Origin of the sequence: Bradyrhizobium yuanmingense, from assembly GCF_025200905.1 — a bacterium.
GTDB classification, from domain to species: domain Bacteria; phylum Pseudomonadota; class Alphaproteobacteria; order Rhizobiales; family Xanthobacteraceae; genus Bradyrhizobium; species Bradyrhizobium yuanmingense.
In genome coordinates this window covers 4,801,116-4,828,077 of record NZ_CP104173.1, presented here as the reverse complement: position 1 = coordinate 4,828,077, position 26,962 = coordinate 4,801,116, and the positions used below count along the sequence as shown (strand labels likewise).

Sequence of the window (26,962 nt, the reverse complement as noted above, 5' to 3'; positions counted from 1 at the left end):
AGGGCAGCCGGCGCTGGAAAAGTAACCAGCGGTTATGGTTAATGGAGCGTAAGCACCAGGAATTGCCAATGATTTCAGATGGATTGCAGGCCGTGCCCGCACGTTCGCCCCGCTTATGGTGAACCGGCGCTTATGCGGGCTTCGTGCGTTTCACCCTTTGTTAGCCATGTCACGGCACGCTGGCGCCGTCACTCGATCCGGAAGCGATCGAACGAAGACGCGTAAGCCAGAAGGGTAAGAGTCATGTCCGGTATTGTTCTCTCTGCGTCGGTTCGTCAGAACCTCCTGTCTCTCCAGTCCACCGCCGATCTTCTCGCCACCACACAGAACCGTCTGTCGACCGGCAAGAGCGTCAACTCGGCCCTGGACAATCCCACCAACTTCTTCACGGCCCAGTCGCTCGACAACCGCGCCAGCGACATCAACAATCTGCTCGACGGCATCGCCAACGGCGTGCAGGTGCTGCAGGCTGCCAACACCGGCCTGACCTCGCTGCAGAAGCTGATCGACAGCGCCAAGTCGATCGCCAACCAGGCGCTGCAGACCACCGTCGGCTACTCCACCAAGTCGAACGTTTCGACCACGATCGCCGGTGCGACGGCGGCGGACCTGCGCGGCACGACTTCGTTCGCCAGCGCGACGGCGAGCAGCAACGTGCTGTATAACGGCACCGCCGGCGGCACCACGGCGGCGAACGGCACCAGCACGCTCGGCGCCACCATCGGCGTCTTCGCCAGCACGGGCGCAACGGCCGGCGACGGCACCACGGCGCTGACCGGCACCATGACCCTGATCGCCACCAACGGCACGACCGCGACCGGCCTCGCCGGCAACGCCCAGCCTGCCGACGGCGACACGCTGACCGTGAACGGCAAGACCATCACCTTCCGCAGCGGCTCGGCTCCGGGCGCGTCCTCCGTTTCGGCCGGCTCGGGCGTCAGCGGCAACATCGTCACCGACGGCAACGGCAACAGCACCGTCTATCTCGGCACCGCCGGCACTCCGGCCGCGACCGTCAACGACCTGTTGAGCGCGATCGATCTCGCCAGCGGCGTCAAGACGGTCTCGATCACCTCGGGTGCGGCGACGATCGCCACGAGCAACGGCCAGACCGCTTCGACCGTCGCTGCGGGCGCCGTCACGCTGAGGAGCTCGACAGGCGCGGATCTGAGCGTCACCGGCAAGGCCGACCTGCTCAAGGCTCTCGCCCTGACGACGTCGACAGGTGCAGGCAACGCCACTGTCAACGTCAACCGGACCACGAGCGCGGCTTCGCTGGGTGCGACGATCACCGACGGTTCGACGCTGAACGTCAACGGTCACGTCATCACCTTCAAGAACGCGCCGGTTCCGGGCTCGACCGGTGCTCCCAGCGTTCCGAGCGGCTTCGGTGTCAACGGCAACGTCGTCACCGACGGCAACGGCAACTCGACCGTCTATCTGCAGGCCGGTACGGTCAACGACGTGCTGAAGGCGATCGACCTCGCCACCGGCGTGCAGACCGCGACCATCAGCGCCGCCGGCGTTGCCACGCTTGCGACGGCCACCGGCCAGTCCAACTCGACGATCAATACGTCCGGTCAGCTCAAGATCTCGACCGGCGTCAACGCTGATCTGTCGATCACCGGCACCGGCAATGCGCTGAACGTGTTCGGCCTCGCCGGCAACACCGGTAATGCGACCGCGTTCACCGCGGCACGCACCTCCGGTATCGGCGGCATCGCCGGCAAGACCCTGACCTTCACCTCCTTCAACGGCGGCACGGCGGTCAACGTCACCTTCGGCGACGGCACCAACGGCACGATCAAGACGCTCGATCAACTCAACACCAAGCTGCAGGCCAACAACCTGTCCGCAACGATCGACGCCAACGGCCTGCTGACCATCACCGCCTCCAACGACTATGCGTCCTCGACGCTCGGCTCGACGGCTGCCGGCGGTGCGATCGGCGGCACGCTCACCTCGGCCCTGACCTTCTCGACCGCTTCCACGCCTGTCCAGGATGGCGTTGCCCAGACGGCGCGTGCCAATCTGGTGACTCAGTTCAACAATATCCTCAACCAGATCGACACCACCGCGCAGGACTCCTCGTTCAACGGCGTCAACCTCTTGAACGGCGACCAGCTCAAGCTGGTGTTCGACGAGACCGCCAAGTCGAGCCTGAACATCACGGGCGTGACCTACAATTCCAAGGGTCTCGGCCTCGCCTCGCTGACGGTCGGCGTCGACTTCATCGACAACGCCGCCGCCAACCGGGTGCTGACCAACCTCAACGCCGCATCGAGCACGCTGCGCTCGCAGGCCTCGAGCCTCGGCTCGAACCTCTCGGTGGTGCAGATCCGTCAGGACTTCAACAAGAACCTGATCAACGTGCTGCAGACCGGCTCGTCCAACCTCACGCTGGCCGACACCAATGTCGAGGCGGCCAACAGCCAGGCGCTGTCGACCCGCCAGTCGATCGCGGTCTCCGCGCTGTCGCTGGCCAACACGTCGCAGCAGAGCGTGCTGCAGCTGCTCCGCTAACAAGCGGCTGAAATCACTGACTAAAATCGAGCGGCGGGGCCTTGGCCCCGCCGCTTTTTCTTTGCGTCCGGGGGCGGGCAGGGGCGTTCATCGGCGGTTAACCCTATCCCTTAAACCGCCGTTAACCATACTTTAAAGGACACCTCCTAAAACTGGACAAAAGGCCGGCTTTCCAGTCCGCGCGGCCGATTCGTATCCGGTTCAAGAGGAAGACTCGCCAATGTCCAACATCGTTCTCTCGGCGTCAGTTCGCCAGAACCTGTTGTCGCTGCAGTCGACGGCCGACTTGCTGGCCACGACGCAGGAGCGGCTGTCGACCGGCAAGAAGGTCAACACGGCGCTCGACAATCCCACCAACTTCTTCACGGCGCAGGGGCTGGACAACCGGGCGAGCGACATCAGCAACCTGCTCGACGGCATCAATAACGGCGTCCAGGTGTTGCAGGCCGCCAACACAGGCATCACCTCGCTGCAGAAACTGATCGACAGCGCCAAGTCGATCGCCAACCAGGCGCTGCAGACCACGGTCGGCTATTCCACCAAGTCGAACGTCTCCACCACGATTCCCGGCGCGACCCCGGCCGACCTGCGCGGCACGACCTCCTATGCGAGTGCGACCGCGAAGAGCAACGTGCTCTATACCGGCGCGGCCGGCGGCGTGACCCCGGTCACGGGAACTGCCGCACTCGGCGCCTCGCTCGGTTCGAGCGCCGGCACCTTCACAGGTACGGCCGCGCTCGCGGCCGACGGCACCACCGCGCTGTCCGGCACGGCGACGCTGGTCGGCACCACGGCATCGACCACCTTCGGCACGCCGCCCGCGGACGGCGACACCATCACGGTGAACGGCAAGACCATCACCTTCCGCACCGGCGTTGCTCCGAGCGCCCAGCCGACCGGCTGGGGCCTCGACGCCAGCGGGCACATCGCCACCGATGGCAACGGCAATTCGATCATTTATCAGGGAACGGCGGCGGCGCCCCTAGCGACCGTCAACGACGTCCTCACCGCCATCGACCTCGCCAGCGGCGTCAAGACCGCAACCATCAGCGCAGGCGCGGCGACCGTCGCCGTCAGCGGTGCGGCGGGTCCCGTCGGCACGCTTCAGGTCGCATCCTCCATCACGGCAGGCGCGGTTACGTTGAAGAGCTCGACCGGCGCCGATCTGAGCGTGACGGGCAAGGCCGACTTCCTCAAAGCACTCGGCCTGACGTCCGCGACCGGCGCGGGCAACGCGAACGTGACCGCGAACCGCTCGACGACCGCGGGTTCGCTCGGCACCCTGGTCCAGGACGGCTCGACGCTGAACATCGGCGGCAAGACCATCACCTTCAAGAACGCGCAGACGCCGCAATCGACAGCGAGCGTGGCCACCGGCTATGGCGTCAGCGGCAACGTCGTCACAGACGGCAACGGTAACTCGACGGTCTACATCCAGAGCGCGACGCTGACCGATCTGCTTAACGCGGTCGACCTCGCCACCGGCGTCAAGACCGCCAGCATCTTCAACGGCGCGGCAACCATCTCGACCACCGCGGGCCAGATCCCGTCGTCGGTCAACAGCAGCGGTCAGCTTGCGCTCTCGACCGGCATCAATGCCGACCTGTCGATCACCGGCACCGGCAATGCGCTCAGCGCCTTCGGCCTCAGCGGCAACACGGGAACGGCGACGGCCTTCACCGCGGCGCGCACTTCGGGCGTCGGCGGCATCAGCGGCAAGACCCTGACCTTCACCTCCTTCAACGGCGGCACGCCTGTCAACGTCACCTTCGGCGACGGCACCAACGGCACCGTCAAGACGCTTGACCAACTCAACGCGCAGCTTCAGGCCAATCACCTGACGGCCACGATCGATGCCAACGGCGTGCTCACGGTGACCACCGTCAATGAATACGCCTCTTCGACGCTCGGCTCGACGATCGCGGGCGGCGCGGTCGGCGGCACGATCACCGGCGTTCTCGCCTTCACCACCGCGCAGCCGCCGGTCCAGGATCCCGTGGCGCAGACCGCGCGCTCCAACCTGGTCAACCAGTTCAACAACATTCTGGCCCAGATCGACACGACCTCGCAGGACTCCTCCTTCAACGGCGTCAACCTGCTCAATGGCGACACGCTGAAGCTGGTCTTCAACGAGACCGGCAGCTCCACGCTGAGCATCAACGGCGTGGTGTTCAATGCGGCGGGCCTCGGTCTCAGCAATCTCGTCAACGGCGTCGATTTCATCGACAACGGTGCCACCAACAGGGTGCTGGCCAGCCTGAACGCGGCCTCGAGCACGTTGCGTTCGCAAGGCTCCACGCTCGGTTCGAACCTGTCGATCGTGCAGGTGCGTCAGGACTTCTCCAAGAACCTGATCAACGTGCTGCAGACCGGCTCAGCCAACCTGACGCTTGCCGACACCAATGAGGAAGCGGCGAACAGCCAGGCGCTGTCGACGCGCCAGTCGATCGCGGTCTCCGCGCTGTCGCTGGCCAACCAGTCGCAACAGAGCGTGCTGCAACTGCTCCGCTAATTCCGCAGCGCAACTTCGCTATTCGAGATTACGCGGCGGAGCTGATGCTCCGCCGTTCTTTTGAGGAAGATCGCTAAGTCGAGATTAGCCGAGATCGACGCGGATCACGCCAGGCGAGTTTACATCGTGCGTGCGTAGATCTAGCGTTGCGCTGACGAAGGACTCCGTGCCCCGTAATTCTGCGGAGTACTTCCAAGCACGATACGTAAGCAAATCTTAAGCGGTGCTGCCTAGGGTTGGGAAAGAAATCCTTAAGCGCGTACAACGCGCTAGGTAACCTCCAGGGTGTGATTGATGTCGAATTCCGCTGCCTCGGCTTATGCGCGTGTTGCAACCACCACCGCATCTCCTCGCGACATCGAGGCGCAGACTCTGCTCAAGGCCGCCAACAAGCTCCAGGACGCGGTGAACAACGCCGATCCGCTCAGCGAGCAGACCATGCAGGCCCTGATGTTCAACCGCAAGCTCTGGACCATCTTCCTGAGCGAGGCGATGCGCGACAGCAATCCGCAGCCGATCGACGTCCGGCAGAAGATCGCCAACATCAGCGTGTTCGTGTTGAGCCAGACCGCCGCGCTGCAGATGAGCCCGCAGTTCGATCACTTCCGTCCGCTGATCGAGATCAACCGCAATATCGCGGCAGGGCTGTCCGGACGGCCGTGACGGAATTCGTGATGGTCGCATCACGAGCACATCGGCGAAACTCGCAATTTAGGCAGGAGCTGATCGCGGCCAGTGGTCTTGCCTCGGCACGCGAACTCCGCGCTGACCGATGACGGCCAGACGCAGAGCAGAAACATCGGCATCGATCGCGTGATCGTTAGGCGCTGAGATCCGTGCTGAGCGGACGCGAGGGCTCGGACTTCATGTCCAGTGCGTGGAAATAGGCACGCCGGCGGAGCATCGCCTCGTCAGGGAACTGGTTCACCACCGTGTCGGTCTTGTCGTTGACGACCTGAAAGACGAAGGACGCGGCCGCCTGGTCGAACACGACCTGGCGCGAGATGTTCTCGTGGTTCGGCAAATCATTGCGCACCGGCGCGCTCGTATCGCTCGCGGCGACCGTTTGCCTCACCGGAAGATCAGTTTGCACAGCATCGTTCGCCGCCGAATTCGACGTCGGTACGATCTGCACGGGGGCCGGGATCCCCACCGGCCTGATGCTGAAATCTGTACTCATGGCAGCCTCCTGGTTGCCTTACGTGAGTCAAATCCCAACCCCTCTAATCACGCAAGCATGGAACACCAGGACTGAACACCCGGTAAGGAAACGTGCCTAACCGCGCGACGCCATCGCCGCGCGGTTTTTCCTAAAATTGTCGGTTGTTCTCGTGCTGCTCAGAGCGAGCGGCTGACCGCAAGCGGCGTGATATGGCGCGGACCTGGCGCTGCGCTGCGCCCGGCGGCGGTATAGGTGTTCGGCACGTTGCGCTTCTGGATCTCGGCGTTGACGCCGCGCACGACGCTTTCGGAAACCGCGTGCGCGGTCGCGAGCACGGTGAGATTGACCTGGAGCATCGCGCGGAACGCATCGTGGTGGCGATGCAGCGTCGAGAGGAGCTCCGGCGCGGACTTCGCGAGCTGGTCCTGGTTTGCCTTCAGCTGGCCGACTGCGCTGACGTAGCTGCGCGACAATTCCTGCTTCTTGCCCTCGAGCGTCATCGCCTCGCGGACCTTGCCGGCGCGGACGAGCTCTGTCTCGCGCTCGATCAATCCGAGCAGGGCGCTCATCGCGTCCATTAGGCCTTCGGCGAGCTTGCGCGCCTCGCTGCTGACGGGCGCGCTGCCCGGGCGCTGGGCCTGCATCGGCTGACGTGAGGCGTTGAAATGGTTCATCTCGTTTGACCTTATGCCGTGCGGATCGTTTTGGCCTGCTGCAGGATGAGGGTACGGTAGACGTCGCTGGCGATGCCGACGCCGCCGGCCTGGGCGAAGTTCTTGGAATATTGCTCGGTCAGCATCGAGCGCCATACGCCGGTGCCGGGCGTGTCGCCGAACGGGCCTTCGCCTTTCAGGCCCGAGGTCATCTGCGCGAACATGCTGTTGAGGAACATTGCCTCGAAGTCGGTGGCGGTCTTCTGGGCCTTGGCCTGTTGCTGCGGCGAGACCTTTTGCAGCGCCGCGGCGAGCTCGAAGTCCGGCCGGCCGTTGCGGCTCTCGACCGAGAAGGCCGAATTGGTGGCGAGGCGAGGGGGGTTGATCGCGCTGGTCTGCATCACATCACCTCGATGTCGGCTTCGATGGCGCCGGCGGCCTTGATCGCCTGGAGGATGCTGATCATGTCGCGGGGGCCGATGCCGAGGCCGTTGAGGCCGTCGACGAGCTGCTGGAGCGAGACGCCGTCCTTGACGAGCGCCAGCTTCTTGCCGTCCTCGGTGACGGTGACGCTGCTGCGCGGCGCGACCACGGTGCGGCCGCGTGACAGCGGATTGGGCTGGCTCACTTGCGGGCTCTCGGAGATGGTGACCGTGAGGTTGCCCTGCGCCACCGCGACGGTGGCGACGCGGACGTCGCGGCCCATCACGATGATGCCGCTGCGTTCGTCGATGACGATCTTGGCGGCGAGATCAGGGTCGACCTGGAGCTGCTCGATCTCGGTGAGGAAAGCGACGACGTTGCCCTTGAACTCGGGCGGGATCGACAGCTGCACCGTCGAGGGATCGATCGGCTCGGCGGTCTTGACGCCGAGATAGTCGTTGATTGCGGCCGCGATGCGCTTGGCCGTCGTGAAGTCGGGGTTGCGCAGCGCCAGGCGGACGTTCGGCAGCCGGTTGAGCGCGAACTCGATCTCGCGCTCGATGATGGCGCCGTTGGCGATGCGTCCCACCGTTGGCACGCCGCGCACGATCTTGGCCGCCTCGCCCTCGGCCTGGAAGCCGGAGATCGCGAGCGAGCCCTGCGCCACCGCATAGACGTTGCCGTCGGCGCCGAGCAGGGGGGTGACCAGCAGGGTGCCGCCCTGGAGGTTCTTGGCGTCGCCGAGCGCGGACACCGTGACGTCCATGCGCGTGCCCTGAGTGGCGAAGGCCGGCAGGTTGCCCGTGACCATGACGGCGGCGACGTTGCCGGTGCGGATGGTGGCGCCGCGGATATTGACGCCCATGCGCTCGAGCATCGCCTGCAGCGACTGCTTGGTGAAGGGGATGTTGTTGAGCGTGTCGCCGGTGCCGTTGAGGCCGACGACGAGGCCATAACCGATGAGCTGGTTCTGCCGCACGCCCTCGATATTGGCGAGGTCCTTGATGCGCGAGGTCGCCGCCGCCGAGGTGACCGACAGCGCCAGCGCCGACAGCGCGGCGCAGGCCAACCCAACAATCCTCACCCAACGAACGCCTGGCATCTCTGCTCCCCAAGGCCCCTAGAAAAGGCCCCTCAAATCGGACAGGACTTGCACGACACTCCCATGACGAGCTGGTCCGGCGCTTTCCTTGCGAGCGCTGTGCCAACGCCTGGTGGCGAGCTAGGTGGCTGAATAGCTTGAATAAATCTGTTGCGTCCGCTGTCAGCACTCGTTCGCCCTGGGGAGCGAAACTGCCGCCTGTCGGCAGATTTTGCCGGGCCGTTTACGCACCGTTAACCATAAGACAGCGAAGGTGAGGCATCGATCACCCGGATTCTTTCCGATGCGCATCTACGGACCGAACGGTACGACGCTTGGCACGCCGGCCAGCCAGGCCAAGCGGACGGGCTCCGGCAGTTTCGTGCTGCCCGACACCTCATCGGCGCAGGAGACGCGGAGCGCTGCCGCACCGAAGGCGGCCGCCAACATCGATGCGCTGCTAGCGTTGCAGGGTGTCGAGGAGGATCCGGTCGAGCGCCGCAAGCGCTCGGTCGCCCGCGGCAGGACTGCGCTCGACGTGCTCGACGATCTCAAGATGGGCCTGTTGTCCGGCAATCTCGACGCCTCGACCGTGATGCGGCTGCGTGATGCGGCGGCCCACCTGAAATCGTCCTCAGGCGATGCCGGTCTCGATGCGGTGCTCTCCGAGATCGAGCTGCGGGTCGAGGTCGAACTGGCGAAGGCCGGGCAGGCGTAGTCACGGAGGCTCTTACGCCGCTTCCTCCTTCAACTGCGCATCATAGCGGCGCTGGGCGGCAAGCACGTCTTTCAGGTTTTGCTCGGCCCAATCGCGTAAGGGATCCACAGCCGCCGCCAGTGTCAGGCCGAGCTGGGTGATCGAATATTCCACCGTCACTGGCACGGTCGCGATGGCGCGGCGCATGATCAGGCCGTCGCGTTCGAGCGACTTGAGCACCTGGCTCAGCATCTTCTGCGAGATGCCTTCAATCGTGCGGCGCAATTGATTGAAGCGCATCGGCTCCTCGCGCAGGAGCAAGAGGATCAGCACCGCCCATTTGTCGCCGACGCGATCGAGGATTTGGCGGGTGGGGCAGTTCGCTGCGTAGACGTCGGGTTTCATCGTCGGTTCTCGGAAATCCATACCGTTGCGTGGCATCCGCGTGCCGGTTGTACGCGATCAGTTACCTCAGCGTAATCAGGTAAGCACAAAGTGCTCTCTTAACACCAGCATTCTTTGCGATATCTAGTCTCTGTCAGTTACCAGAGACGCAAAGGAGCCTTCCATGAAAATCGCAGTCGCCGGCGCCTCGGGCCGGGCGGGGTCGGAGATCACCAGGGAACTGTCCCGCCGCGGCCACACGGTCACGGCCATCGCCCGGAACCCGGAAAAGATTGCGGCCCTGCCGAACGTCACGCCAACCAAGGGGGATGTGCTCGACCAGGCGGGCCTCGCCAAGCTGTGGGCCGGTCACGACGTCGCCGTGAGTTCCGTGCACTTCCTGGCCAGTGATCCGCTCAAGCTGATCGGTGCGGCGAAGGACTCCAAGGTCGGTCGCTACCTCGTGGTGGGGGGCGCCGGGAGCCTCGAGGTTGCCCCGGGCGTGAAGCTGGTCACGACTCCCAATTTTCCGGCCCAATACAAGGCCGAAGCGGAGGCGGGCTCGGCCTTCCTGGACCTGCTGCGGCAGGAAAAGGACCTGAACTGGACCTTCATCTCGCCCTCGGCGCTGTTCGAGGAGGGGGAGCGCACCGGCAAGTTCCGGCTCGGGACCGACCAGCTTCTCGCAGATGCGAACGGCAAGAGCTGGATCACCTTCGCCGACTACGCCATTGCGCTCGCCGACGAGATCGAAAAGCCGGCCCACCTGAAGCAGCGCTTCACGGTCGGCTATTAAGGGCGGCCAGCTGCCTCCAAGCCCTCAAGGATAAACCTTCCTGTGCAAGGGCTTGGGGGCGCGGATCGGGCGGTGAGGGAAATATTGTCTGTCACGGGAGGCCACTATATAAGGCCCGGCTCAACGGACCCCGGTCCGTCCGCGAGTCGTTGCTTAAGAAGATAGGCCTCCCTTGGAAAAGTTGAAAAACTACCGACCGACCGACAAAGAGCCTTTCATGAACGACCGGCAGAAGGAGTACTTCCGTTTGAAGCTCCTCGCCTGGAAGGATGAGATCCTCAAAGAATCCAAGCTCACCCTGCAGGCTCTGCAGGAGGAGAACGTGAACCACCCCGATCTCGCCGATCGGGCCTCGTCCGAAACCGACCGTGCCATCGAACTCCGCGCCCGCGACCGCCAGCGCAAATTGATCGCCAAGATCGATGCCGCGCTCCAGCGTATCGAGGACAACACCTACGGCTATTGCGAGGAAACCGGCGAGCCGATCTCGTTGAAGCGGCTCGAGGCCCGGCCCATCGCGACGCTCTCGGTGGAAGCGCAGGAGCGCCACGAGAAACGCGAGAAGGTCTATCGCGACGAATAAGGTCCGAGCCGCAGAGATGCGGCTCTTTGTTTTTGGACGCAGGGCGCCATTTCGCGCCATGCTCCGCATATTGCCCATAGCTTGCCGTCGCGCCCACCATGGCGACAGCGCGATCGCGAAAAGTGAATCGCGATCAACGGGCTAGACCGGATTGCTCCGAGCTCACGTGAGTTCGGATGAGAAACAGCCTTCACTTCAGGTGCGGGAGATTTTGCGAGTCGCATCAACGAGATCGACTCTGAAGTTGAGACGCTGATCCAGCTGCATCAAGCATCGCTGCAATCAGGCCTGCTGCGACGTCTCGAGACGGGCATTCCCATAAAGCCTGGATCAGCTCAATATTTCCTTAAACGCCAACAACAGGCCGTGGGCCGCATCGGTCAGCTCGTACTCGACCCTCAACGGCTTTTCCGCGAAGACAGTGCGCGACACGAGGCCGTCCTGCTCGAGCTCGCGCAGCTGCGTGGTCAGCATGTGCTGGGTGATGCCGCCGATCGACGCAAGGCGCCGAAACGAACCGCGCCGTTCATCAGCGCAAACAGGATCTCCAGTTTGAGGGGAATGCGGGTCATGAGCACTGTTCTGGTCACCGGCGGGTCGGGCTTCGTCGGCATCCATGTCGTCCTGCAGCTTCTGGCCGCCGGCCATGCCGTGCGGACGACGGTGCGACGGCCGGAGCGCCAAGCCGATGTGCTCGCCATGCTGCGCGAGGGCGGGGCGGCGACGCCCGAGAGCGTGGCCTTCGTCACCGCCGATCTGACCCGGGACGACGGCTGGGAGGCGGCGGTCGCGGGCTGCGACTACGTTCTCCATGTGGCGTCCCCGCTCTCGACCACCGTCCCCACGGACGAGAACGAGATGATCATCCCCGCCCGCGACGGAACGATCCGGGTGCTCCGGGCCGCGCGCGCGGCCGGTGTCAAGAGAGTCGTCATCACCTCGTCGCTGGGCGCGATCGGCTATGGCCATCCGCCGCGCGACAAGCCGTTCGATGAGACCGAATGGACCAATCTCGCCGGTGTCGACGGCCAACCCTACGTCAAGTCCAAGACGCTGGCCGAGCGGGCGGCTTGGGATTTCGTCGCGCGCGAGGGCGATGGGCTGGAGCTGTCGGTGATCAACCCCGCCGGCATTTTCGGGCCCGTGCTGGGGCCGGACTTTTCCGGCTCGATCGAGATCGTCAGATCCCTGCTCGACGGCGCCATGCCGGCCGTGCCGCGGGTCTATTTCGGCGTGGTCGACGTCCGCGACGTCGCCGAGCTGCACCTGCGGGCGATGACTGCGCCGGAGGCGAAAGGCGAGCGCTTCATCGCGGTCTCCGGCGAGACGATGTCGATCCTCGACATCGCCCGCGTGCTGCGGCGGGAACTCGGGCCGCGGGCGCGCCGGGTTCCGTGGCTCCAGGCGCCGGACTGGCTGGTGCGGCTGGCCGCGCGCCGGATTCGCTGCTGCGTGCGGTCGTGCCGATGCTCGGAAAAGTCAGGCATTCCACCAGCGCCAAGGCCAAGTCGCTGCTCGGCTGGCAGGCCCGCTCCAACGAGGAGGCGATCCTTGCGACCGCCGAGAGCCTGATCCGGCTCGGCCTCGTCAAGGGGTGAGGGCATGCCGCCCGCGCTTGTCAGGCCGGAGCGGGGATGCTGAAGTGCCGCCCTGCGACTGCGTAGCGTGGGAGGCGGCGCCGATGGACAAGATTCTCGAAGCCGCAAAGGCGATCGCGCTGGCGCGTCGCAACCACGCCCCGCTCGCGGCGCTGGAGCGGCCCCCTGCGGACGAAGCCGAGGGCTATCAGGTCCAGCGCACCCTGCACGATCTGCTGCTGCCGCATGTCGGCCCGCTCGTCGGCTACAAGATCGGCTGCACCAGCCAGGTGATGCAGGACTATATCGGCATCCCGCACCCTTGCGGCGGCGGCGTGTTCCAGAAGGGCGTCCATGACAGCGGCGCCAAGCTCGCCGCCTCCAATTATGTCCGCGTCGGCGTCGAATGCGAGATCGCGGTGCGGCTGAAGCGGGACCTTGCCGCCGGCGAAGCGCCCTTCACGGCCGAATGGGTCGGCGAGGCGGTCGAGTCCTATCATCCCGCCATCGAGATCGTCGACGACCGCTACGTGAAATGGGAGACGATGGGCGCGCCGACCTTGATCGCCGACGATTTCTTCGCCGCCGGCTGCGTGCTGGGTCCCTCGGTCCCGCGCTCGTTGGTGCCGGACCTCAAGGCGGTCAAAGGCCGCGCCATCGTCAACGGCGAGGAGGTCAGCCACGGCACCGGCGCCGACGTGCTCGGCCATCCCCACAACGCGCTCGCCTGGCTCGCCAACCATCTCGCCGCCGAAGGCAAGGGGCTGCACGCCGGGCAGCTCGTGCTCACCGGCAGCCTGGTGAAGACGCTGTGGCTGAAGGCCGGCGACAAGGTGCGGATGGAGCTGGACGGGCTCGGCGTGGTGGAGGCGGAGTTTACGTGAGCGGCATTGGTCCTCTCCGCAGTCATTCTCCGCGAAGGCGGGGAATCCAGTACGCCGCGCAGAATCGATTTAACCACTGACGTCTCGGAATACTGGATCGTCCGCCTTCGCGGACGATGACGGGGCACACGCTTCTGCCTTCATTTTTCCGTCGTTGCGAGGAGCCCTCGCGACGAAGCAATCCAGTCTGTCTCCGTTGAGGGATTCTGGATTGCTTCCGCCTTCGCCAAGGCTTCGGCGGACAAGTCGCTGCGCTCGCAATGACGGAGTGTGTTGTCGCGGCGTTGCAATAATGTCGCGGACCTGCCTCGCGGTACGCAGTTTCTGACACATCCCGACAAAGGCATCTTGCGCCCGCCGGCAATCGGGTCTATGAGCCCCGTCCCATTCAACCTGCGCGTTCAAAAATGAGGAGACCAGCCGTGAGTACTTTGTGGCGATCGACACATTCCGTGCCGACGCTCTCAGTGCGTCCGGCTGACAGTCATCCAATCATGTTGAACGACAATGGCACAGTCATTGATTCAGCGCCGGCGGGAGGCCGAGCGCACGCGGGTTGAAGCCTACGAGCTGTCGCTGCGGCACGTGTCGCAGCGGACGCGTCCTCCACCGGATTTCGAGAACGCAATCAAAGAGGCCAGGCGTGGCTTCGAGGCGGACATCCTTCGCGATGCTTCGGCATGGAAGCCGCAGCTGAAAACTCGCGACGCCGCGCGTCTTCGTCTTGGCGCCGCCCGCTATCTCTTTGCGCGCTATCCTGTCGCTGAGCATCTGGAGCAGATCTGGATCGACAGCGCGGGACTGAGCCGCGACGAGATCATGTTGCGCAAGCGATGGTATGTCGTGGCGGCCGGCGGCGGTTCGCTCTACGCCGCCGGTGCGGCCGAATGGCTGTCTCGCAAGGAGGTCCATGCCTTCCTCAATCCGTTGGGGAAGGTCGGCTTCGAGGCTGCGATCTGGCAGGCGATTGCGCGTTCCTATGCGACCGATCCCGCTGTTGCGATGCGGATCGCGCGCACCAGGATCACGCAGACGCAGCGCGCTCAGCATCGCTTCTGGCGCGAGGTGGTGCGCTTCTTCTGCGCGCAACCCACCACGGTCGAGGACATGGATGACTTCCATGACTACCTCGCCGATTGCCACCGGCGTGATCCAGAGTACACCCTCAAGGGGCGTTCACTGATCTCGCTTGGGCGGCAGATGCGCGAATGGCATCGCGATCTCGATGCCATTGCTCGTATCGAGGCCGCACGCCGTCGCGCCGAGGCGGCGCGAAACCGTGCGCGGGGGCTGGCAGCAGGCCCCGAGCAGAGCGAGGACCGTTGGCTCGGTGCAGCGATCGCGGACTGGTCATGGACAAAGTCGTCCAAGGACCGGGCCAAGCGCGAAGAATATGTTGTGATCCAGTTGAGGACGGCAGCCGATCTCGTGGCTGAGACGCGCAGCATGCGTCACTGCGTCGCCACTTACGCGACAAAGTGCATTGCCGGGCATGCCTCGATCTGGTCGCTCCGTCGCCGTGCCTCGGGTGACGTCCAGCGGCTGCTGACCATCGAGCTTGATACCCGTTCCAGGGCGGTTCAGGTTCGTGGGTTTGCGAACCGTCCGCCGTTTGCCGAGGAGTGCAAGATCCTCCAGCGATGGGCGCAAGCACGCGGGATCATGCTGCTGTGAGAGAAGCCTGCGCCGCTTCGGCGGCGCAGGCAAAATACATGCGGCCCTCGCCAGGGGAGCTAGCGAGGACCGCGTAGTACATCGTCGTTCGCGCCTTTAGTTCGCGAGCACGATGTGGGAGCTCTTGAAGGGGCTTAGAAGGGCAGCAGCACGTCCATGACCTGCTGGCCGTAGCGCGGCTGCTGCACGTCGGTGATCTGGCCGCGGCCGCCATAGGCGATGCGGGCCTGGGCGATCTTGGTGGAGTCGATGGTGTTGTCGCTCTGGATGTCCTCGGGGCGGACGATGCCGGCGACGATCAGCTCGCGAATTTCGAAGTTGACGCGGATCTCCTGCTTGCCTTCGACCACCAAATTGCCGTTCGGCAGCACCTGGGTCACCACCGCGGCGACGTTGGTCTGCAGAGCTTCCTTGCGGTCGACGCTGCCCTTGCCCTCGCTCGAGGAGGTCGAGTCGGCGGTCAGGATGCGGCCGGGGAGGATCTTGTTGGCCTGGGTGATCGTCTGGGAGCCGATGAAGTCCGTGATCCCGGAATCTTCCTTGTTGCTGCGGCTGCGCGAGGTGTCGTTCTCGATGTTGGCCTTGTCGGTGATGTTCACGGCTACCGTCAGGAGATCGCCGACCTGGCGGGCGCGCTGGTCCTTGAAGAAGGCGCGGCTGCCGTTGCGCCACAGCGAGTTCGGATTGTAGGAGGCGACCTCAGGCTTGGGCATCGGCATCTGCACCGGCTTGTAGCCGGGCTGCGTCGTCGGGTTGTCGATCGCCGACAGCTTCGGCTGCTCGCCGATCTGCGACAGGCGGTCGATCGAGGAGCAGCCGCTCGCCAAGGCACAAATTGCAAGCAGCAGGGCAGAGATCGCGATGCGACGAAGGCGGGAGGCCGAACTGAACGTGGACATGAATCTACTCTGACTTGGCTGGAGCTTGCGAGAGGCGGACTTGCGGAATCTGGGCTTGGGCGATCTCGGCTGCGGACGCGGGTGCCTGGACCAGGCTCTGCGCCAGGGCAGCGGCCGCCGGCACGGGGTCGCGCTTGACCGACGAGGTCTGCTCGACCGCCGGTGCCATCGGTGCGGACTGGCTGGCGCCCTGCACCGTGACCTGGCCGCGGCCGGTCACGATGCCGGTCAGCGTGCGCTTGGAGTGCAGATTGAGCACGCTGACGGTGTCGCCCTCGGCACCGCTCTCGATCGCCTTGCCGCGCGTGGTGAGATAGAGACCGGGCACCTGGTAGATGATGGTGACGGCCTGGTCGCGCACCACGAAGTCGGGCTTGACGAGGTCGGCGGCGCGGATCGGCGTGCCCGCGCGCATTGCTCGGCGCAGCTGCATGCCGATGCTGCGGTCGCGCGAGGCAGGCTCGCCGGCGACTTCGGCCTTCGGCCGGCGCTCCAACGACAGGTCGGAGGATTTCAGGAGATCGGCGCGGTCGATGTCGCGGGTCAGCACGGCCACCTCCACCGTCTCGATCGCGGTGCCGGTGAAGCGCAGCTTGGTCGGCGCGGCGTTGCCGTCGTTGGCGATCTCGAAGGCGATGTCGAAACGCGTGCTGCGGGCATCATAGCGGGTTGCGACCGGCTGCAGCGCGCCGCTGTTGGAGGCGTCCAGCCGCATCTCGGCGACGCTGCGGTCGAACGTGATGGTGATGTTGGCGGCGTCGCCGAGGCCGAAGCGGCGCTCGAGCGCCGCGGCGACGGCGTTTTCGATATCCTTGCTCGCGAGCGTGCGGGCGAGGCGGGTGACCTGGACCTCTTTGATGTCCCCGGTCATGACGCCGATCACCTGCTTGGCCCGCAGGACCGAGAGCACCTGGCCTGTCGTCAGCGTGCCGGTGGTGCCGAGATCGGGCGAGCGGTAGACCGGGATCAGCGCGGCCGATCCGGCGTTGTCGATGAGATCGCCGATCCGCACCACGTCCGAAGTCACCGTGACGCTTGCGCGCAGCGTCGGCGCGGCGATGAAATCGTCGGCGGCCGCTGCCGGCAAGGCCAGCGCGAGAAGGGTGGAGATGGCGGCGAGGGTGGCGCGGATCATGGTCATCACCTCAGCGGAACAACGCCGTGGTCGATTGCATCATCTGGTCGGCGGCGCTGATCACCTTGGCGTTCATCTCGTAGGCGCGCTGGGCGGCGATCAGGTCGCTCATCTCCGAGACGACGTCGACATTGGCCTGCTCCAGGCTGCCTTGCGTGAGCTTGCCGTAACCTTCGGTGTTCGCGGTGCCGTCCTGCGGCGCACCGGACGAGGGCGTCTCGGTGAACTGGTTGTTGCCGACCGGCTGCAGGCCCGCCTTGTTGATGAAGCGCGTGACGCCGATCTGGCCGACGATCGAGGAGGTGGTTGAGCCCGGCAACGTCACCGAGACCTGGCCCTGCTCGCTCACGGAGATGCCCGAGGCGTTGTTGGGAATGGTGATAGTGGGCTGCACCGGATTGCCCTGCGCGGTGACGACGCGGCCCTGATTGTCCATCTGGAAGGTGCCGTCGCGGGTGTACTGGAAGGTGCCGTCGGGCATCAGGATCTTGAAGAAGCCCTCGCCCGAGATGGCGAGATCGAGGTCGTTGCCGGTCTGCGACAGCGTGCCTTGCGTCATGCTGCGCGGCGTGCCGACGGTCTTGACGCCGCCGCCGATGTCGACGCCGACCGGTAGGATGGTGCCCTGGTCCGACGATTGGGCGCCGACGCGGCGGACGTGCTCGTAGATAAGATCCTGGAACGCCGCCGTCTGCTTCTTGAAGCCGGTGGTGCGGAGGTTGGCGATGTTGTTGGAGATCACCTGAACGTTGAGTTCCTGTGCCGCCATTCCGGTCGCTGCGGTGTGAAGCGCCTGCATCTCAGTTCTCCTTCAATCAGGCCGGAACGTCGGCGAGCTTCTCGATCGCCGATTTGTGGAGGTCGCTCTGCTGCTGCAGCAGGTTGGCGACCGCGGCGTAGCTGCGCATCACCTCGACCATGCGGGTCATCTCGCCGACCGCATTCACGTTCGACTTCTCGACATAGCCCTGCTGCAGGGTGGACTTGGTGTCGGGCTGCTGGTTCGCCGAGCCGGCGGCATAGAGATTGGCGCCGAGCTTGGTCAGCTTGGCCGGATCGTCGAACGAGACCATGCGGATCTTGCCGCGGATCGAGTCGGTCCGCGCCGTGCCCTCGAGCACCGTGACGGTGCCGTCGGGCGCGACGTTGATGTCGTGGTCGGTCGGCTGAAAGGTGATCGGGCCGGCATTGCCAAGCACGAGATTGCCGTCGGCGGTGACGAGCTGGCCGGTGCTGTTGAGCGAGAACTTGCCGTCGCGGGTATAGAACTCGCCGCCATTGGCCTGCACTGCGAAATAGGCGCCGCCGTTGATCGCCATGTCGAGCGGATTGTTGGTCGGCTCCAGCGGCCCCTGGCTGATGTTGCGGAAGGTGCCGCGGTCCTGGACATAGGAGACCCGGCGGTCGCGGCCGATGAAATTGTCCTCGCGCGCGTTCGAGTTCAGATATTCCTCGAACAGCGAATGGTCGGACTTGAAGCCGTTGGTGTTGGCATTGGCGACGTTGTTGGCGATGACATCCATCTGCCGTTCCAACGTCATCTGCCGTGACAAGCCGATCAGACGCGCGTTCTGCATCGGAAATCTCCCCTGAGCGGATCTGCCATTTCGCTCTCCCAAGCGCCTTGGCGGACCCCGTGACCGAGACCGTCGGGTTCTCCCAAACCGTGAAGTCTCGGCCCCTTCTCAGCGAAAGCCGTGCCAATCAGGAAAATCACGTAACTTCAATGTGTTGGCGACTTTCGAGGGGCGCGAGCAGGCGGCAGAAAGGTTCTGTTAGCCATGTTTGCCCGGCAGATTTTTCCTAGCGGCGGCCCAATCGAAAGATTCCGTTAACCATTATTACCGTAGCGTTTGCGCATCAGAGGAGCGCATTGCGCTGGGGCATTCGTATCGCGTCATTGTCTGCCAGGAGGCTTCGCTCTTTCGACCCCTTTGAGAGATAACCGGGCGCGGCAACATGGCAGAGAATGAGGAAGGCGGCACAGCCGCTGATGGCGCGGAAGCCGCTCCGCCGAAGAACAAGCTCAAGCTCATCATCATGGTCGTCGGCGCGCTCGCCGTGCTCGGCGGCGGTGCTGCGACCTGGTTCTTCTTCTTCCGTCATAGCGGCGATGAGCATCATGCCGAGGCCGCGCCGCCGCCGAAGCCGCCGGCCTTCGTCGACGTTCCCGACCTGATGGTCAACCTCGCCGGTTCGCCCGGCGAGCGCGTGCAATATCTGCGGTTGAAGATCGTGCTGGAGCTGAAGGAAGAGAAGCAGATCGAGGCGATCAAGCCGACGATGCCGCGCGTCACCGACATCTTCCAGACCTATGTGCGCGAGCTGCGCCCGTCCGACCTCAACGGTTCGGCCGGCATCTTCCGCCTCAAGGAGGAGCTGACCAAGCGCGTCAACGCGGCGGTCGCCCCGATCCAGGTCAGCGCCGTGCTGTTCAAGGAAGTCGTGGTCCAGTGAGCATGACGGACTAGGGATCATGGCGGGCAACGACCAAGTCGACCAGGATGCAATTGCCGCCCAGTGGGAGGCCTCGCTCGATAGCGAGGATCCCGCCGAGGCGGCAAAGGCTGCCGCCGAGAACGAGCTATCGGAGACGATGGCCCTGCAATGGGCCGCCATGGTCGAGGACGGCAGCCGCGATCTCGGCACCGGCAAGAATTCCGGCGAGCGGGTGTTGTCCCAGGAGGAGATCGACAATCTCCTCGGCTTCACCGTCGGTGACGTCACGCTCGACGACCATTCCGGCATTCGCGCGATCATCGATTCGGCGATGGTCTCCTACGAGCGCCTGCCGATGCTCGAAATCGTCTTCGACCGCCTGGTGCGGTTGATGACGACCTCCTTGCGCAATTTCACCTCCGACAACGTCGAAGTCTCGCTCGACCGCATCACCTCGGTGCGCTTCGGCGATTACATGAACTCGATCCCGCTGCCCGCCGTCCTCACCGTCTTCAAGGCCGAGGAGTGGGAGAACTTCGGCATGGCGACGGTCGATTCCAACCTGATCTATTCGATGATCGACGTGCTGCTCGGCGGCCGCCGCGGCACCAGCCAGCTGCGCATCGAGGGCCGGCCCTACACCACGATCGAGACCGAGCTGGTCAAGCGGCTGGTCGAGGTGGTGCTGGCCGACGCCGAGCAGGCGTTCCGGCCGCTGTCGCCGGTGACCTTCTCGATCGACCGGCTCGAGACCAATCCGCGTTTCGCCGCGATCAGCCGTCCCGCCAACGCCGCGATCCTGGTGCGCCTGCGCATCGACATGGAAGACCGCGGCGGCAACATCGAGCTGCTGCTGCCTTATGCGACCATCGAGCCGATCCGGGGCGTCCTGCTCCAGATGTTCATGGGCGAAAAGTTCGGCCGCGACCCGGTCTGGGAGGGCCACTTCGCCACCGAGATCGTGCAGGCCGAGATCGCCGTCGACGCCGTGCTCTACGAGGCCGACATTCCGCTCAAGCAGCTGATGCGGCTCAAGGTCGGCGACACGCTGCCGCTCGACATGCGCGCCGACGCCAACGTCACCGTGCGTTGCGGCGACGTCACGCTGACCGAGGGGCGGATGGGCCGGGTCGGCGACCGCGTCGCGATCCGTGTGACGAAACCCTTGCGCAAGCCAAGTACGACACTTGCGATGTTCGAGAAGGTGGACGAGCAGAACAAGATGATGGAGGCCCCATGAACCACTCCCTGGGAATGGCGATCGAGACGCTGGTGGCTATCCTGCTGATGCTGACGATCGTCTACTGCGTCACGCTCAACAAGCGCTTGAGGCGGCTGAAGGCGGACGAGCATTCGCTGAAGGCCGTCATCGCCGAGCTGATCACCGCGACCGAGATTGCCGAGCGCGCGATCGGCGGGCTGAAGCTCGCCGTGCGCGACGTCAACGAGAACCTCGGCAGCCAGCTCGCCGCCGCGACGCAGATGTCGGATCAGCTCTACAAGCAGCTCGGCGAGGCCGACAACGTGGTGCGGCGCCTGTCCAAGATCGCGATCGCCGCGCGTCCCGTCACCAATCCGGAGACGGTCGCCGCGCCCGCGCCCAAGCCGTCGTCCGCGAAGGCGGTGGCGGCGGCCGCCGAAGCCTTCTCCGAGCGCCGACGATCCAACGGCCTTGCCGCATGAAGCCTGGGTATGAAGTCCTTTCGTAACATCCGCGTCATTCCGGTCGTCCTGGTCGCCGTTGCCGGCCTCGCCACGCTGAAGGTGGCGGGCCTTGCGATCAACGGCGGCTATGTCTTCGACTACAAGCCGAACCAGGGCAAGAAATCCTGGGCGGAAGAGAACCTGAATTTCCCGACCGGCCGCGAGGATCCCGACATCACCGGCTCGACCCCTGCGCCGAAGGAAGCACCTAAGCCGGCAGCGCCCGAGACCAAGATGGAGGGTGGCACCGTCGTCAAGATCGACGAGGGGCAGCCGCAGGTCTCGGCCGCGGAGCGCGCGATCCTGGAACGGTTGCAGGCGCGGCGTCAGGAGATCGAGGCGCGCCAGCGCGAGATCGACATCCGCGAAAGCCTGCTCAAGTCGGCCGAGAAGCGCATCGAGACCAAGGTCGAGGAGATGAAGGCGGTGGAAACCCGCATCTCCGCGACCCAGGCCGAGCAGAAGGCCGCCGAAGCCCAGCGCATGAAGGGCCTCGTGACCATGTACGAGGGCATGAAGCCCAAGGATGCCGCGCGGGTGTTCGACCGGCTCGAAATGGGCGTGCTGATCGAGATCGCCTCGGCGATCGCGCCGCGCAAGATGTCGGACATCCTGGGCCTGATGTCATCGGAAGCCGCCGAGCGGCTGACCGTCGAGATGGCCCGCCGCGCCAATGGCGGCGGCGATCAGTCCGCCTCGGCCGGCGAATTGCCCAAGATCGACGGCAAGCCGACGCAAAAGCCGAATTGAGGCTCGAGGAGAAGCGCGCTTTCAATCCGCGCGCTGTCGACTGAAGCCCAGAGAAATGCCTCGTGCGCCTAATTCGCGAAGGCCTGTTGCACCCTGCGAACAGGCGGGCGCAACTGCTGCTCCATCTGGGCGAGGATATTGACCTGCTGCTTGATCAGCGCCGCCTTTGAGACGCGGGTCACGAGCTGCAGGGTGCTGTGGCAACAGGCACATTCATATGTCTTCAGGGCATATCCTCTTGCAATCGGGACGATCGCGACGACCGCTCTTGCTCTGCTACACACAATGCAACCGGCTTCTCCGCTCATTGATTACCCCCAGAGCTAACCAATGCGATTTGCATCGCCGAGATTCACATCTGATTCAGAGTCGCGCGCGAACCGCAACGAGCCGAAGGTTGTGAGTGCGCGCGCTCAGCAACCCGTCAAGGTGGAAATCAGAACCCGTGGCGGATGCAGCCGGGGCAGGCGGCATCCTCCGGGACTGCGATGACTTGACGCGCGCAGGTGTGAAGTGGCGTACAGTGGTGCTCAAGGCGCCGTCCTACGCTTCGGTCATTCGCAGTCGGCAGCGCAGGAGGAGGCCATGAACTACTCGTCCGCAGCAGAACGCGTCATCGAGGCCGTCAACCGGATGCTCATAGCGGCGATGACATCCGCATGGACATCCGCGCTAAGCCATCAGCATGCCGCGCCGCCGGATGGCGAGGCCGGCAACGATGATCAATCTTCTCTTGGCGAAGAGAGCTCCTCGGCGCCCGATGGCGCCGGGACGCAACACTGAAGAGCCCATTGGCTCGGGGCGTCACAAGATCAGATCGTGCAAGCCGTGGCCGTGAGCCGGACTTGGGCCATGAGGCGGATCAACATCGGGCGGAGATGGTTCAGGCGTGAACGCCAGTTCGAGCCCGTGGAATCCTCCAGCGTGGCCGGGATGACCGGCGAGGTCTAGATGATCCGGCACCACGCTGTGCTGTGAGCCCTGCGAAGCGTTATCCTTGAACTTGAACGACTCGCCGAGCTGTTGCGTCTCGCTTGCAAGCGAATGGTTGGCGCCTCCGCTCGACGACTTCAGAAGGCTCGGATTGAGCGTCGCCTCTGCCATTCCATCGTTGGCACGACCGTGGGCATGCGCCGCCTCGTCGGCGTTTCCTTGATGCGAGGCGCCGTGATTCCCGGCATTGTTCCCCGGTGCAAGCCCGCGCCCGGCGTGCTGTTCGGCGGCATTCTGGTCAAAATTCAGCGCGGCGATGGCAATGTCAGGCATGTGGCCGCTTCCAGCAATCGCGCCACTTTTGGCCAGCAATGCTGTGTCGGGACCGGCCAGGTGGTCGAAGACAAAACTGGCCTCCGTCGGTGCGGCGACGTATTGCGACATCGTAGACGGTCCGCTGCCCGAAGGAGCTACCGCAACAATAGCGAGTGTTTCGGTCGAGGGCGTTTGCATCGGGTCCGAACTGGAGATGCTCGAATATTCAGTTTGTTCGATCTGGTCCGAAGGCGTATCCAGGTTGTGGAGCGGCTCGCTTGACTGGATGTCCGGACTCTCTGCGAGGAGCGTGCCGTCGCCGCTTCCGGAGTCGGACGAGATTTCGGAAGTGATCGTCATTAGCCCGGCCGCATCACTCTGCAGGGTTGCGGTGAGGTCGGTCAGCTCGCTGGCGACCGCCACTACAGGCGCCGCTGGCGCCAGGATGAAGTCCGAGGCATCGACGGTTGCAATCCCCTGCAAATGGATTTCGAGCAGACTGGAATCGCCGATGTGCAGGGTCTGGTCCGTTGAGTTGACGTACACGATGGTTTCGTTCGACGCGCTGTCATAGATCCAGGCGATCGTATGTGGCGGCACCGTCGTGTTGGTTGAGCTCAACGCCAGGATGGCAAACCCGAGCGCGCCAAAGGCGGTCAGGTCGATCCTGTCCGCTCCCGATGCGAAGTCGGTGATGGTGTCGAACTGACCGGCACGGGAATCGGCAACGAACAAATATGCGAAACGATCGTTGCCATTGCTGCCGGTGAGTTGGTCCGCACCAAATCCGCCGGTTATGGTATCGGCGCCGTTGTTGCCGTTTACCGTATCGTTTCCCGAGCCGCCGTAGATGGCATCATTGCCATCGTTGCCCTTGATCGTGTCATTGCCTGAGCCGCCATAGAGAACGTCCGTCTTGCCGGTCCCATTGACCGTATCACTGCCGGCTCCCGCATAGATGACCTGACCTGTGTCGCCGCCGCCGGCGATGGTTTCGCTCCCCGGCGTTCCGTACACGTTCGGAGGATCGGAGATCACGACGGATCCGGTGGCCAGGTTGTCAAAATCGTTGGGGTCGGCATCACTGGCGCCATGAATGGCGACGGTCACCGTCTGCGTGGTACCGTCGATCGCGGTTACCGTGAATGTGTCGGTCAGGGTGTCGCCGGAATCGAGAGCCTCAACCACGCTATTGTTGTTGTCGAGGGTGTACGTCCATGCGCCGGCTGCGGTCATCGTGAAGGTGCCGTATCCGTCGTCGCTCGCGGTCGGTGAAGAGATCGCGGTGAACGTATTCGGCGCGTTGTCGACGTCGGTACCGGTCAGCGTGCCAGTCGCGATGGGAGCGCCGGGCGAGAAGGTTCCTGCCTCCGTCACTGAGCCGGTCGTGGTGCCGGAAATGAGGGCCGCGTCGTTGCTGCCGTGAATGGTGATCGTCACCACCTGTGGCGTGCCGTCGAGGGTCGTGACAGTAAAACTGTCGGTGAGTGTGTCCCCGACATTCAGCGCCTGCACCGCGCCGCTCGCATTGTCGAGCATGTAGGTCCACGCGCCGGCGGCGGTTAGCGTAAAGGTGCCATAACCATTCGTGCTTGCCTTGGGCGAACTCAGTGCTGTGAAGGTATTGGACGCATTGTCGACGTCGGCGGCAAACAGCGTGCCGGTTGCGCTCGGGCTGCCCGGTGTCGCATTGGCAACGCCGCCGGCCTCGGTCACCGCGCCGGTCGTGGTGCCGGAAACGATGGCGGCATCGTTGGTGCCATGGATGGTGACCGTCACCACTTGGGCGGTTCCATCCAGAGTGGTCACCGTGAACCTGTCGGTCAGCGTTTCGCCGGTATTGAGCGCCTGCACCGCAGCGTTGGCGTTGTCGAGCGTGTAGGTCCACACGCCGGCAGCCGTCATGGTGAAGGTGCCGTAGCCGGCGGCGCTCTGCGTCGGCGAGCCGACGGCCGTGAATGCATTTGCGATCGTGTCCACGTCGGTATCGGTGAGGGTGCCGGTCGCGATGGGCGTGCCGGGGTTAGCACTGGCGACGCCGCCAGCCTCGATGACGGCGCCGGTCGTGTCGCCGGAGATGACCGCTGCATCACTGGTTCCCTGGATGGTGATCGTCACCACCTGGGGCGTGCCTCCGATCGTGGTCACCGTGAAGCTGTCGGTTAGCGTTTGGCCGGCATTGAGCCTCTGCACTGCGAGGTTCGAATTGTCCACGGTGTAGGTCCACACGCCGGCAGCCGTCATCGTGAAGGTGCCATAGCCGCCGGTGCTCGTCGTCGGCGAACTCACGGCCGTGAACGTATTTGGTGGGTCGTCGACGTCGGTATCGGAAAGCGTGCCGGTCGCAATCGGCGTGCCGGGCGTTCCATTGGCAATGCCGCCAGCCTCGACGATCGAGCCGGTCGTGGTGCCGGAGATGATTGCAGCGTCGTCGACACCGTTGATGGTGACTGTGAACGTCTGACTCGCAGAACTGAGGCCGTCGGAAACCGTGACGACGAAACTGTCGGTCGTGGGCGCCTTCAGCGCGTTGATCGCGATGCTGTCAGGCACGAACGTGTAGGCGCCGCTCGTACTGTTGACGTAGAGCGTTCCGTACGGACCGGGCTTTGACAGGTCGTATGTCACTCCGCCGAGGACCGTCTCGCCGGCGGTTGCCCCTATGACGCCAAAGGTCAGCTTGGCGCTGCCGCTGGTGCTGCTGGCAGCGAAGATTCCGCTCGTCGCAGTGAATGTATCAAACACCACCGTATCGAGCTCGGTCGGCCCCGCTCCGGTGCTGAGTGTCGGCGGTATGGGGTCGAAAACGGGAATGGCGAATGGCGACACAGGCGCCAGCAAATTCTGCAGCGAGGGCGCGTCGGGCTGAATGAAATTGATCGGCTGCAGCAATTGGGTTTTGACGAAGGGAGGCGTGCTCGAGCCATGCGGCCCCTGTCCGTCCAGATTGGCGAGCACGTCCTGCTGTGCGGCGCGCAACTCGTCCATGCGAGCGGCCGAGTTCGCGACCTGATTGACACTGATGGTGGATCCCACTTTCTTGACGATGATCGTTTCGCCGGGATCATCGACGATGATGTGCCGTGGGATCGGCTCCTTGGTCACGAGCTCAAATGCGCCGTGCGCAAGGTCCTTGTAAGTGATGGAGTCGTCATCCAGGAATGTGACGTCCGGGTCCGCGGCCTCGGCATTTTCCGCAACCGAGAAAGTCAATGCTGCAAGCGTCAGCATTCCGAAACCGCCCGCGTGACTTCGGGCGCGAATGCCTGCAATTGGCGTATTCAGCTGGAGAGACCCGGTTTCTGCCAGCCGATCTGGTACGAAACTGAAGCTGCCTCGGGTCACGTCGAACAGGGCTGTAGGTGGCGTGCCTTCGACGTCGAAGACGAATTCGCTCAGCGCGAGGCGAGTGTCGCAGGAGATGTTGAAGAAAGTACCGTCGATAAAGCGAATCGTGATCTGTCCGTCGGCGTCAGTCTCTATCACGTCAGCCCGGTAGACAGGCGCGCCGGCTACGGCCTGTGTGGCGACGCCACTGGCTCGCGTGAGCGTACCGCAGCCGATCGCTGTATGAATATGGCCAATGATTTGGACGGGTAGGGCCGCGGCGGCCCTATTGCCAACCTGGACATCGGATGCAACCAACATGGCTCGACCTCGCCTGGGTGATTAATTCAGGCTCGGCGTGCTGCCATGGTCTTTCGGGGCGGCCCTCGCCAAGGGACAAATATCCTGGGCGCTGGCAGCCGAAGGCTTGCCGCCGAAAATCATCAAGTCTGGTCCAGAGAGACGCATGGCGCGGGGACGGCGGCGCGTAATACCATTCCCGGCGCGTATC

24 protein-coding genes and 2 pseudogenes are annotated in these 26,962 nt (G+C 64.3%); 14 read left to right on the top strand and 12 right to left on the bottom strand.

Going from position 1 to position 26,962, the window contains the following annotated elements:
* The first annotated feature begins 243 nt into the window (after positions 1–243).
* From N2605_RS22895 to flaF, 3 genes are all read left to right on the top strand, one after another.
* Positions 244–2,523, top strand: coding sequence for a DUF1522 domain-containing protein (locus tag N2605_RS22895; protein WP_260343276.1), 2,280 nt, complete (start codon positions 244–246; stop codon positions 2,521–2,523).
* Between the two features lie 220 nt (positions 2,524–2,743).
* Positions 2,744–5,035, top strand: a complete 2,292-nt coding sequence (locus N2605_RS22890) for a DUF1522 domain-containing protein (protein ID WP_036013121.1) — start codon at positions 2,744–2,746, stop codon at positions 5,033–5,035.
* Between the two features lie 294 nt (positions 5,036–5,329).
* Entirely contained in the window at positions 5,330–5,698 is a 369-nt protein-coding gene (gene flaF / locus N2605_RS22885) for a flagellar biosynthesis regulator FlaF (protein WP_018642830.1), read from the top strand.
* Between the two features lie 157 nt (positions 5,699–5,855).
* On the opposite strand, the gene N2605_RS22880 is transcribed toward flaF, so the two are convergent.
* The 4 genes from N2605_RS22880 to N2605_RS22865 all read right to left on the bottom strand — a co-directional run bounded on the left by N2605_RS22880 (position 5,856) and on the right by N2605_RS22865 (position 8,375).
* Positions 5,856–6,215: a hypothetical protein gene (locus N2605_RS22880; RefSeq protein WP_036013119.1), complete on the bottom strand. Its 360-nt coding sequence runs from the start codon at positions 6,213–6,215 to the stop codon at positions 5,856–5,858.
* Between the two features lie 158 nt (positions 6,216–6,373).
* On the bottom strand, positions 6,374–6,871 hold the full coding sequence (locus N2605_RS22875; protein WP_036013118.1) for a hypothetical protein: 498 nt from the start codon (positions 6,869–6,871) through the stop codon (positions 6,374–6,376).
* Between the two features lie 11 nt (positions 6,872–6,882).
* On the bottom strand, positions 6,883–7,251 hold the full coding sequence (flgJ, locus tag N2605_RS22870) for a flagellar assembly peptidoglycan hydrolase FlgJ (protein WP_225114645.1): 369 nt from the start codon (positions 7,249–7,251) through the stop codon (positions 6,883–6,885).
* A complete protein-coding gene (locus N2605_RS22865; protein ID WP_036027924.1) occupies positions 7,251–8,375 on the bottom strand; it encodes a flagellar basal body P-ring protein FlgI in 1,125 nt (374 codons plus the stop codon). The genes flgJ and N2605_RS22865 overlap by 1 nt, the downstream gene beginning before the upstream one ends.
* Before the next feature lie 283 nt (positions 8,376–8,658).
* Between N2605_RS22865 and N2605_RS22860 the strand changes: the two genes are divergently transcribed.
* The gene (locus N2605_RS22860; RefSeq protein WP_036027923.1) at positions 8,659–9,072 is read left to right on the top strand and encodes a flagellar assembly protein FliX; all 414 of its coding nucleotides are present in this window, start codon (positions 8,659–8,661) and stop codon (positions 9,070–9,072) included.
* A 12-nt stretch (positions 9,073–9,084) separates the two neighbouring features.
* Here the strand turns inward: N2605_RS22860 and N2605_RS22855 are convergent, their stop codons facing one another.
* The gene (locus tag N2605_RS22855; RefSeq protein ID WP_260343275.1) at positions 9,085–9,456 is read right to left on the bottom strand and encodes a winged helix-turn-helix transcriptional regulator; all 372 of its coding nucleotides are present in this window, start codon (positions 9,454–9,456) and stop codon (positions 9,085–9,087) included.
* A gap of 163 nt (positions 9,457–9,619) precedes the next feature.
* Here N2605_RS22855 and N2605_RS22850 point away from each other — a divergent pair, with 163 nt between their 5' ends.
* Entirely contained in the window at positions 9,620–10,231 is a 612-nt protein-coding gene (locus tag N2605_RS22850; protein ID WP_036013109.1) for an NAD(P)-dependent oxidoreductase, read from the top strand.
* Positions 10,232–10,448: 217 nt separating this feature from the next.
* Entirely contained in the window at positions 10,449–10,814 is a 366-nt protein-coding gene (gene dksA, locus N2605_RS22845) for an RNA polymerase-binding protein DksA (RefSeq protein ID WP_085966600.1), read from the top strand.
* A 330-nt stretch (positions 10,815–11,144) separates the two neighbouring features.
* Here dksA and N2605_RS36375 read toward each other — a convergent pair.
* Positions 11,145–11,428 (bottom strand): annotated as a pseudogene (locus N2605_RS36375) (winged helix-turn-helix transcriptional regulator).
* On the opposite strand from N2605_RS36375, the pseudogene N2605_RS22835 reads away from it, so the two are divergent.
* The 3 genes and pseudogenes from N2605_RS22835 (at position 11,385) to N2605_RS22825 (ending at position 14,949) form a co-directional block, all read left to right on the top strand.
* Positions 11,385–12,412: pseudogene (locus N2605_RS22835) on the top strand (SDR family oxidoreductase). The pseudogenes N2605_RS36375 and N2605_RS22835 sit on opposite strands and share 44 nt — an antisense overlap.
* Positions 12,413–12,495: 83 nt before the next feature.
* Positions 12,496–13,275, top strand: a complete 780-nt coding sequence (locus N2605_RS22830) for a 2-keto-4-pentenoate hydratase (RefSeq protein ID WP_225147600.1) — start codon at positions 12,496–12,498, stop codon at positions 13,273–13,275.
* Positions 13,276–13,782: 507 nt separating this feature from the next.
* The gene (locus N2605_RS22825) at positions 13,783–14,949 is read left to right on the top strand and encodes a PcfJ domain-containing protein (RefSeq protein ID WP_225185486.1); all 1,167 of its coding nucleotides are present in this window, start codon (positions 13,783–13,785) and stop codon (positions 14,947–14,949) included.
* A gap of 134 nt (positions 14,950–15,083) precedes the next feature.
* Here the strand turns inward: N2605_RS22825 and flgH are convergent, their stop codons facing one another.
* From flgH to flgF, 4 genes are read right to left on the bottom strand one after another with little or no spacing between them, the layout of a single operon-like run.
* Complete coding sequence (gene flgH, locus N2605_RS22820) at positions 15,084–15,848, bottom strand: flagellar basal body L-ring protein FlgH (protein ID WP_036027919.1); 765 nt, start codon at positions 15,846–15,848, stop codon at positions 15,084–15,086.
* A gap of 4 nt (positions 15,849–15,852) precedes the next feature.
* Positions 15,853–16,983, bottom strand: coding sequence for a flagellar basal body P-ring formation chaperone FlgA (gene flgA / locus N2605_RS22815; RefSeq protein WP_036027931.1), 1,131 nt, complete (start codon positions 16,981–16,983; stop codon positions 15,853–15,855).
* Positions 16,984–16,993: 10 nt separating this feature from the next.
* Entirely contained in the window at positions 16,994–17,782 is a 789-nt protein-coding gene (flgG, locus tag N2605_RS22810) for a flagellar basal-body rod protein FlgG (RefSeq protein WP_036013098.1), read from the bottom strand.
* Between the two features lie 16 nt (positions 17,783–17,798).
* Positions 17,799–18,560: a flagellar basal-body rod protein FlgF gene (gene flgF / locus N2605_RS22805; RefSeq protein WP_128264476.1), complete on the bottom strand. Its 762-nt coding sequence runs from the start codon at positions 18,558–18,560 to the stop codon at positions 17,799–17,801.
* 382 nt (positions 18,561–18,942) lie between these two features.
* On the opposite strand from flgF, the gene fliL reads away from it, so the two are divergent.
* Genes fliL through N2605_RS22785 form a run of 4 tightly spaced genes read left to right on the top strand, consistent with a single transcriptional unit; the run spans position 18,943 to position 21,876 of the window.
* Positions 18,943–19,440, top strand: coding sequence for a flagellar basal body-associated protein FliL (fliL, locus tag N2605_RS22800; RefSeq protein ID WP_128264477.1), 498 nt, complete (start codon positions 18,943–18,945; stop codon positions 19,438–19,440).
* Between the two features lie 19 nt (positions 19,441–19,459).
* A complete protein-coding gene (fliM, locus tag N2605_RS22795) occupies positions 19,460–20,662 on the top strand; it encodes a flagellar motor switch protein FliM (protein ID WP_036027916.1) in 1,203 nt (400 codons plus the stop codon).
* Positions 20,659–21,105, top strand: coding sequence for a DUF6468 domain-containing protein (locus N2605_RS22790; protein WP_074448249.1), 447 nt, complete (start codon positions 20,659–20,661; stop codon positions 21,103–21,105). Before fliM ends, N2605_RS22790 begins: the two co-directional genes overlap by 4 nt.
* Before the next feature lie 9 nt (positions 21,106–21,114).
* The gene (locus tag N2605_RS22785; RefSeq protein WP_036013086.1) at positions 21,115–21,876 is read left to right on the top strand and encodes a MotE family protein; all 762 of its coding nucleotides are present in this window, start codon (positions 21,115–21,117) and stop codon (positions 21,874–21,876) included.
* 68 nt (positions 21,877–21,944) lie between these two features.
* Here the strand turns inward: N2605_RS22785 and N2605_RS22780 are convergent, their stop codons facing one another.
* Complete coding sequence (locus N2605_RS22780) at positions 21,945–22,184, bottom strand: hypothetical protein (RefSeq protein WP_036013084.1); 240 nt, start codon at positions 22,182–22,184, stop codon at positions 21,945–21,947.
* Positions 22,185–22,461: 277 nt separating this feature from the next.
* Here N2605_RS22780 and N2605_RS22775 point away from each other — a divergent pair, with 277 nt between their 5' ends.
* Entirely contained in the window at positions 22,462–22,659 is a 198-nt protein-coding gene (locus N2605_RS22775) for a hypothetical protein (protein ID WP_074448248.1), read from the top strand.
* 21 nt (positions 22,660–22,680) lie between these two features.
* Here N2605_RS22775 and N2605_RS22770 read toward each other — a convergent pair whose 3' ends face one another.
* The gene (locus N2605_RS22770; protein WP_225151168.1) at positions 22,681–26,772 is read right to left on the bottom strand and encodes a VCBS domain-containing protein; all 4,092 of its coding nucleotides are present in this window, start codon (positions 26,770–26,772) and stop codon (positions 22,681–22,683) included.
* Positions 26,773–26,962 lie beyond the last annotated feature (190 nt).

Excerpts from the sequence above, each read along its gene's own strand:
- N2605_RS22880 (WP_036013119.1), bottom strand. The coding sequence starts at position 6,215 with ATGAGTACAGATTTCAGCATCAGGCCGGTGGGGATCCCGGCCCCCGTG.
- N2605_RS22890 (WP_036013121.1), top strand. The coding sequence starts at position 2,744 with ATGTCCAACATCGTTCTCTCGGCGTCAGTTCGCCAGAACCTGTTGTCG.
- flaF (WP_018642830.1), top strand. The coding sequence starts at position 5,330 with ATGTCGAATTCCGCTGCCTCGGCTTATGCGCGTGTTGCAACCACCACC.
- N2605_RS22875 (WP_036013118.1), bottom strand. The coding sequence starts at position 6,871 with ATGAACCATTTCAACGCCTCACGTCAGCCGATGCAGGCCCAGCGCCCG.
- N2605_RS22865 (WP_036027924.1), bottom strand. The coding sequence starts at position 8,375 with ATGCCAGGCGTTCGTTGGGTGAGGATTGTTGGGTTGGCCTGCGCCGCG.
- N2605_RS22775 (WP_074448248.1), top strand. The coding sequence starts at position 22,462 with ATGAACTACTCGTCCGCAGCAGAACGCGTCATCGAGGCCGTCAACCGG.
- flgA (WP_036027931.1), bottom strand. The coding sequence starts at position 16,983 with ATGATCCGCGCCACCCTCGCCGCCATCTCCACCCTTCTCGCGCTGGCC.
- flgJ (WP_225114645.1), bottom strand. The coding sequence starts at position 7,251 with ATGCAGACCAGCGCGATCAACCCCCCTCGCCTCGCCACCAATTCGGCC.
- N2605_RS22780 (WP_036013084.1), bottom strand. The coding sequence starts at position 22,184 with ATGAGCGGAGAAGCCGGTTGCATTGTGTGTAGCAGAGCAAGAGCGGTC.
- N2605_RS22785 (WP_036013086.1), top strand. The coding sequence starts at position 21,115 with ATGAAGTCCTTTCGTAACATCCGCGTCATTCCGGTCGTCCTGGTCGCC.
- fliL (WP_128264477.1), top strand. The coding sequence starts at position 18,943 with ATGGCAGAGAATGAGGAAGGCGGCACAGCCGCTGATGGCGCGGAAGCC.
- N2605_RS22770 (WP_225151168.1), bottom strand. The coding sequence starts at position 26,772 with ATGTTGGTTGCATCCGATGTCCAGGTTGGCAATAGGGCCGCCGCGGCC.
- N2605_RS22855 (WP_260343275.1), bottom strand. The coding sequence starts at position 9,456 with ATGAAACCCGACGTCTACGCAGCGAACTGCCCCACCCGCCAAATCCTC.
- N2605_RS22790 (WP_074448249.1), top strand. The coding sequence starts at position 20,659 with ATGAACCACTCCCTGGGAATGGCGATCGAGACGCTGGTGGCTATCCTG.
- N2605_RS22850 (WP_036013109.1), top strand. The coding sequence starts at position 9,620 with ATGAAAATCGCAGTCGCCGGCGCCTCGGGCCGGGCGGGGTCGGAGATC.
- N2605_RS22860 (WP_036027923.1), top strand. The coding sequence starts at position 8,659 with ATGCGCATCTACGGACCGAACGGTACGACGCTTGGCACGCCGGCCAGC.
- fliM (WP_036027916.1), top strand. The coding sequence starts at position 19,460 with ATGGCGGGCAACGACCAAGTCGACCAGGATGCAATTGCCGCCCAGTGG.
- N2605_RS22830 (WP_225147600.1), top strand. The coding sequence starts at position 12,496 with ATGGACAAGATTCTCGAAGCCGCAAAGGCGATCGCGCTGGCGCGTCGC.
- flgG (WP_036013098.1), bottom strand. The coding sequence starts at position 17,782 with ATGCAGGCGCTTCACACCGCAGCGACCGGAATGGCGGCACAGGAACTC.
- N2605_RS22895 (WP_260343276.1), top strand. The coding sequence starts at position 244 with ATGTCCGGTATTGTTCTCTCTGCGTCGGTTCGTCAGAACCTCCTGTCT.
- flgF (WP_128264476.1), bottom strand. The coding sequence starts at position 18,560 with ATGCAGAACGCGCGTCTGATCGGCTTGTCACGGCAGATGACGTTGGAA.
- dksA (WP_085966600.1), top strand. The coding sequence starts at position 10,449 with ATGAACGACCGGCAGAAGGAGTACTTCCGTTTGAAGCTCCTCGCCTGG.
- N2605_RS22825 (WP_225185486.1), top strand. The coding sequence starts at position 13,783 with ATGGCACAGTCATTGATTCAGCGCCGGCGGGAGGCCGAGCGCACGCGG.
- flgH (WP_036027919.1), bottom strand. The coding sequence starts at position 15,848 with ATGTCCACGTTCAGTTCGGCCTCCCGCCTTCGTCGCATCGCGATCTCT.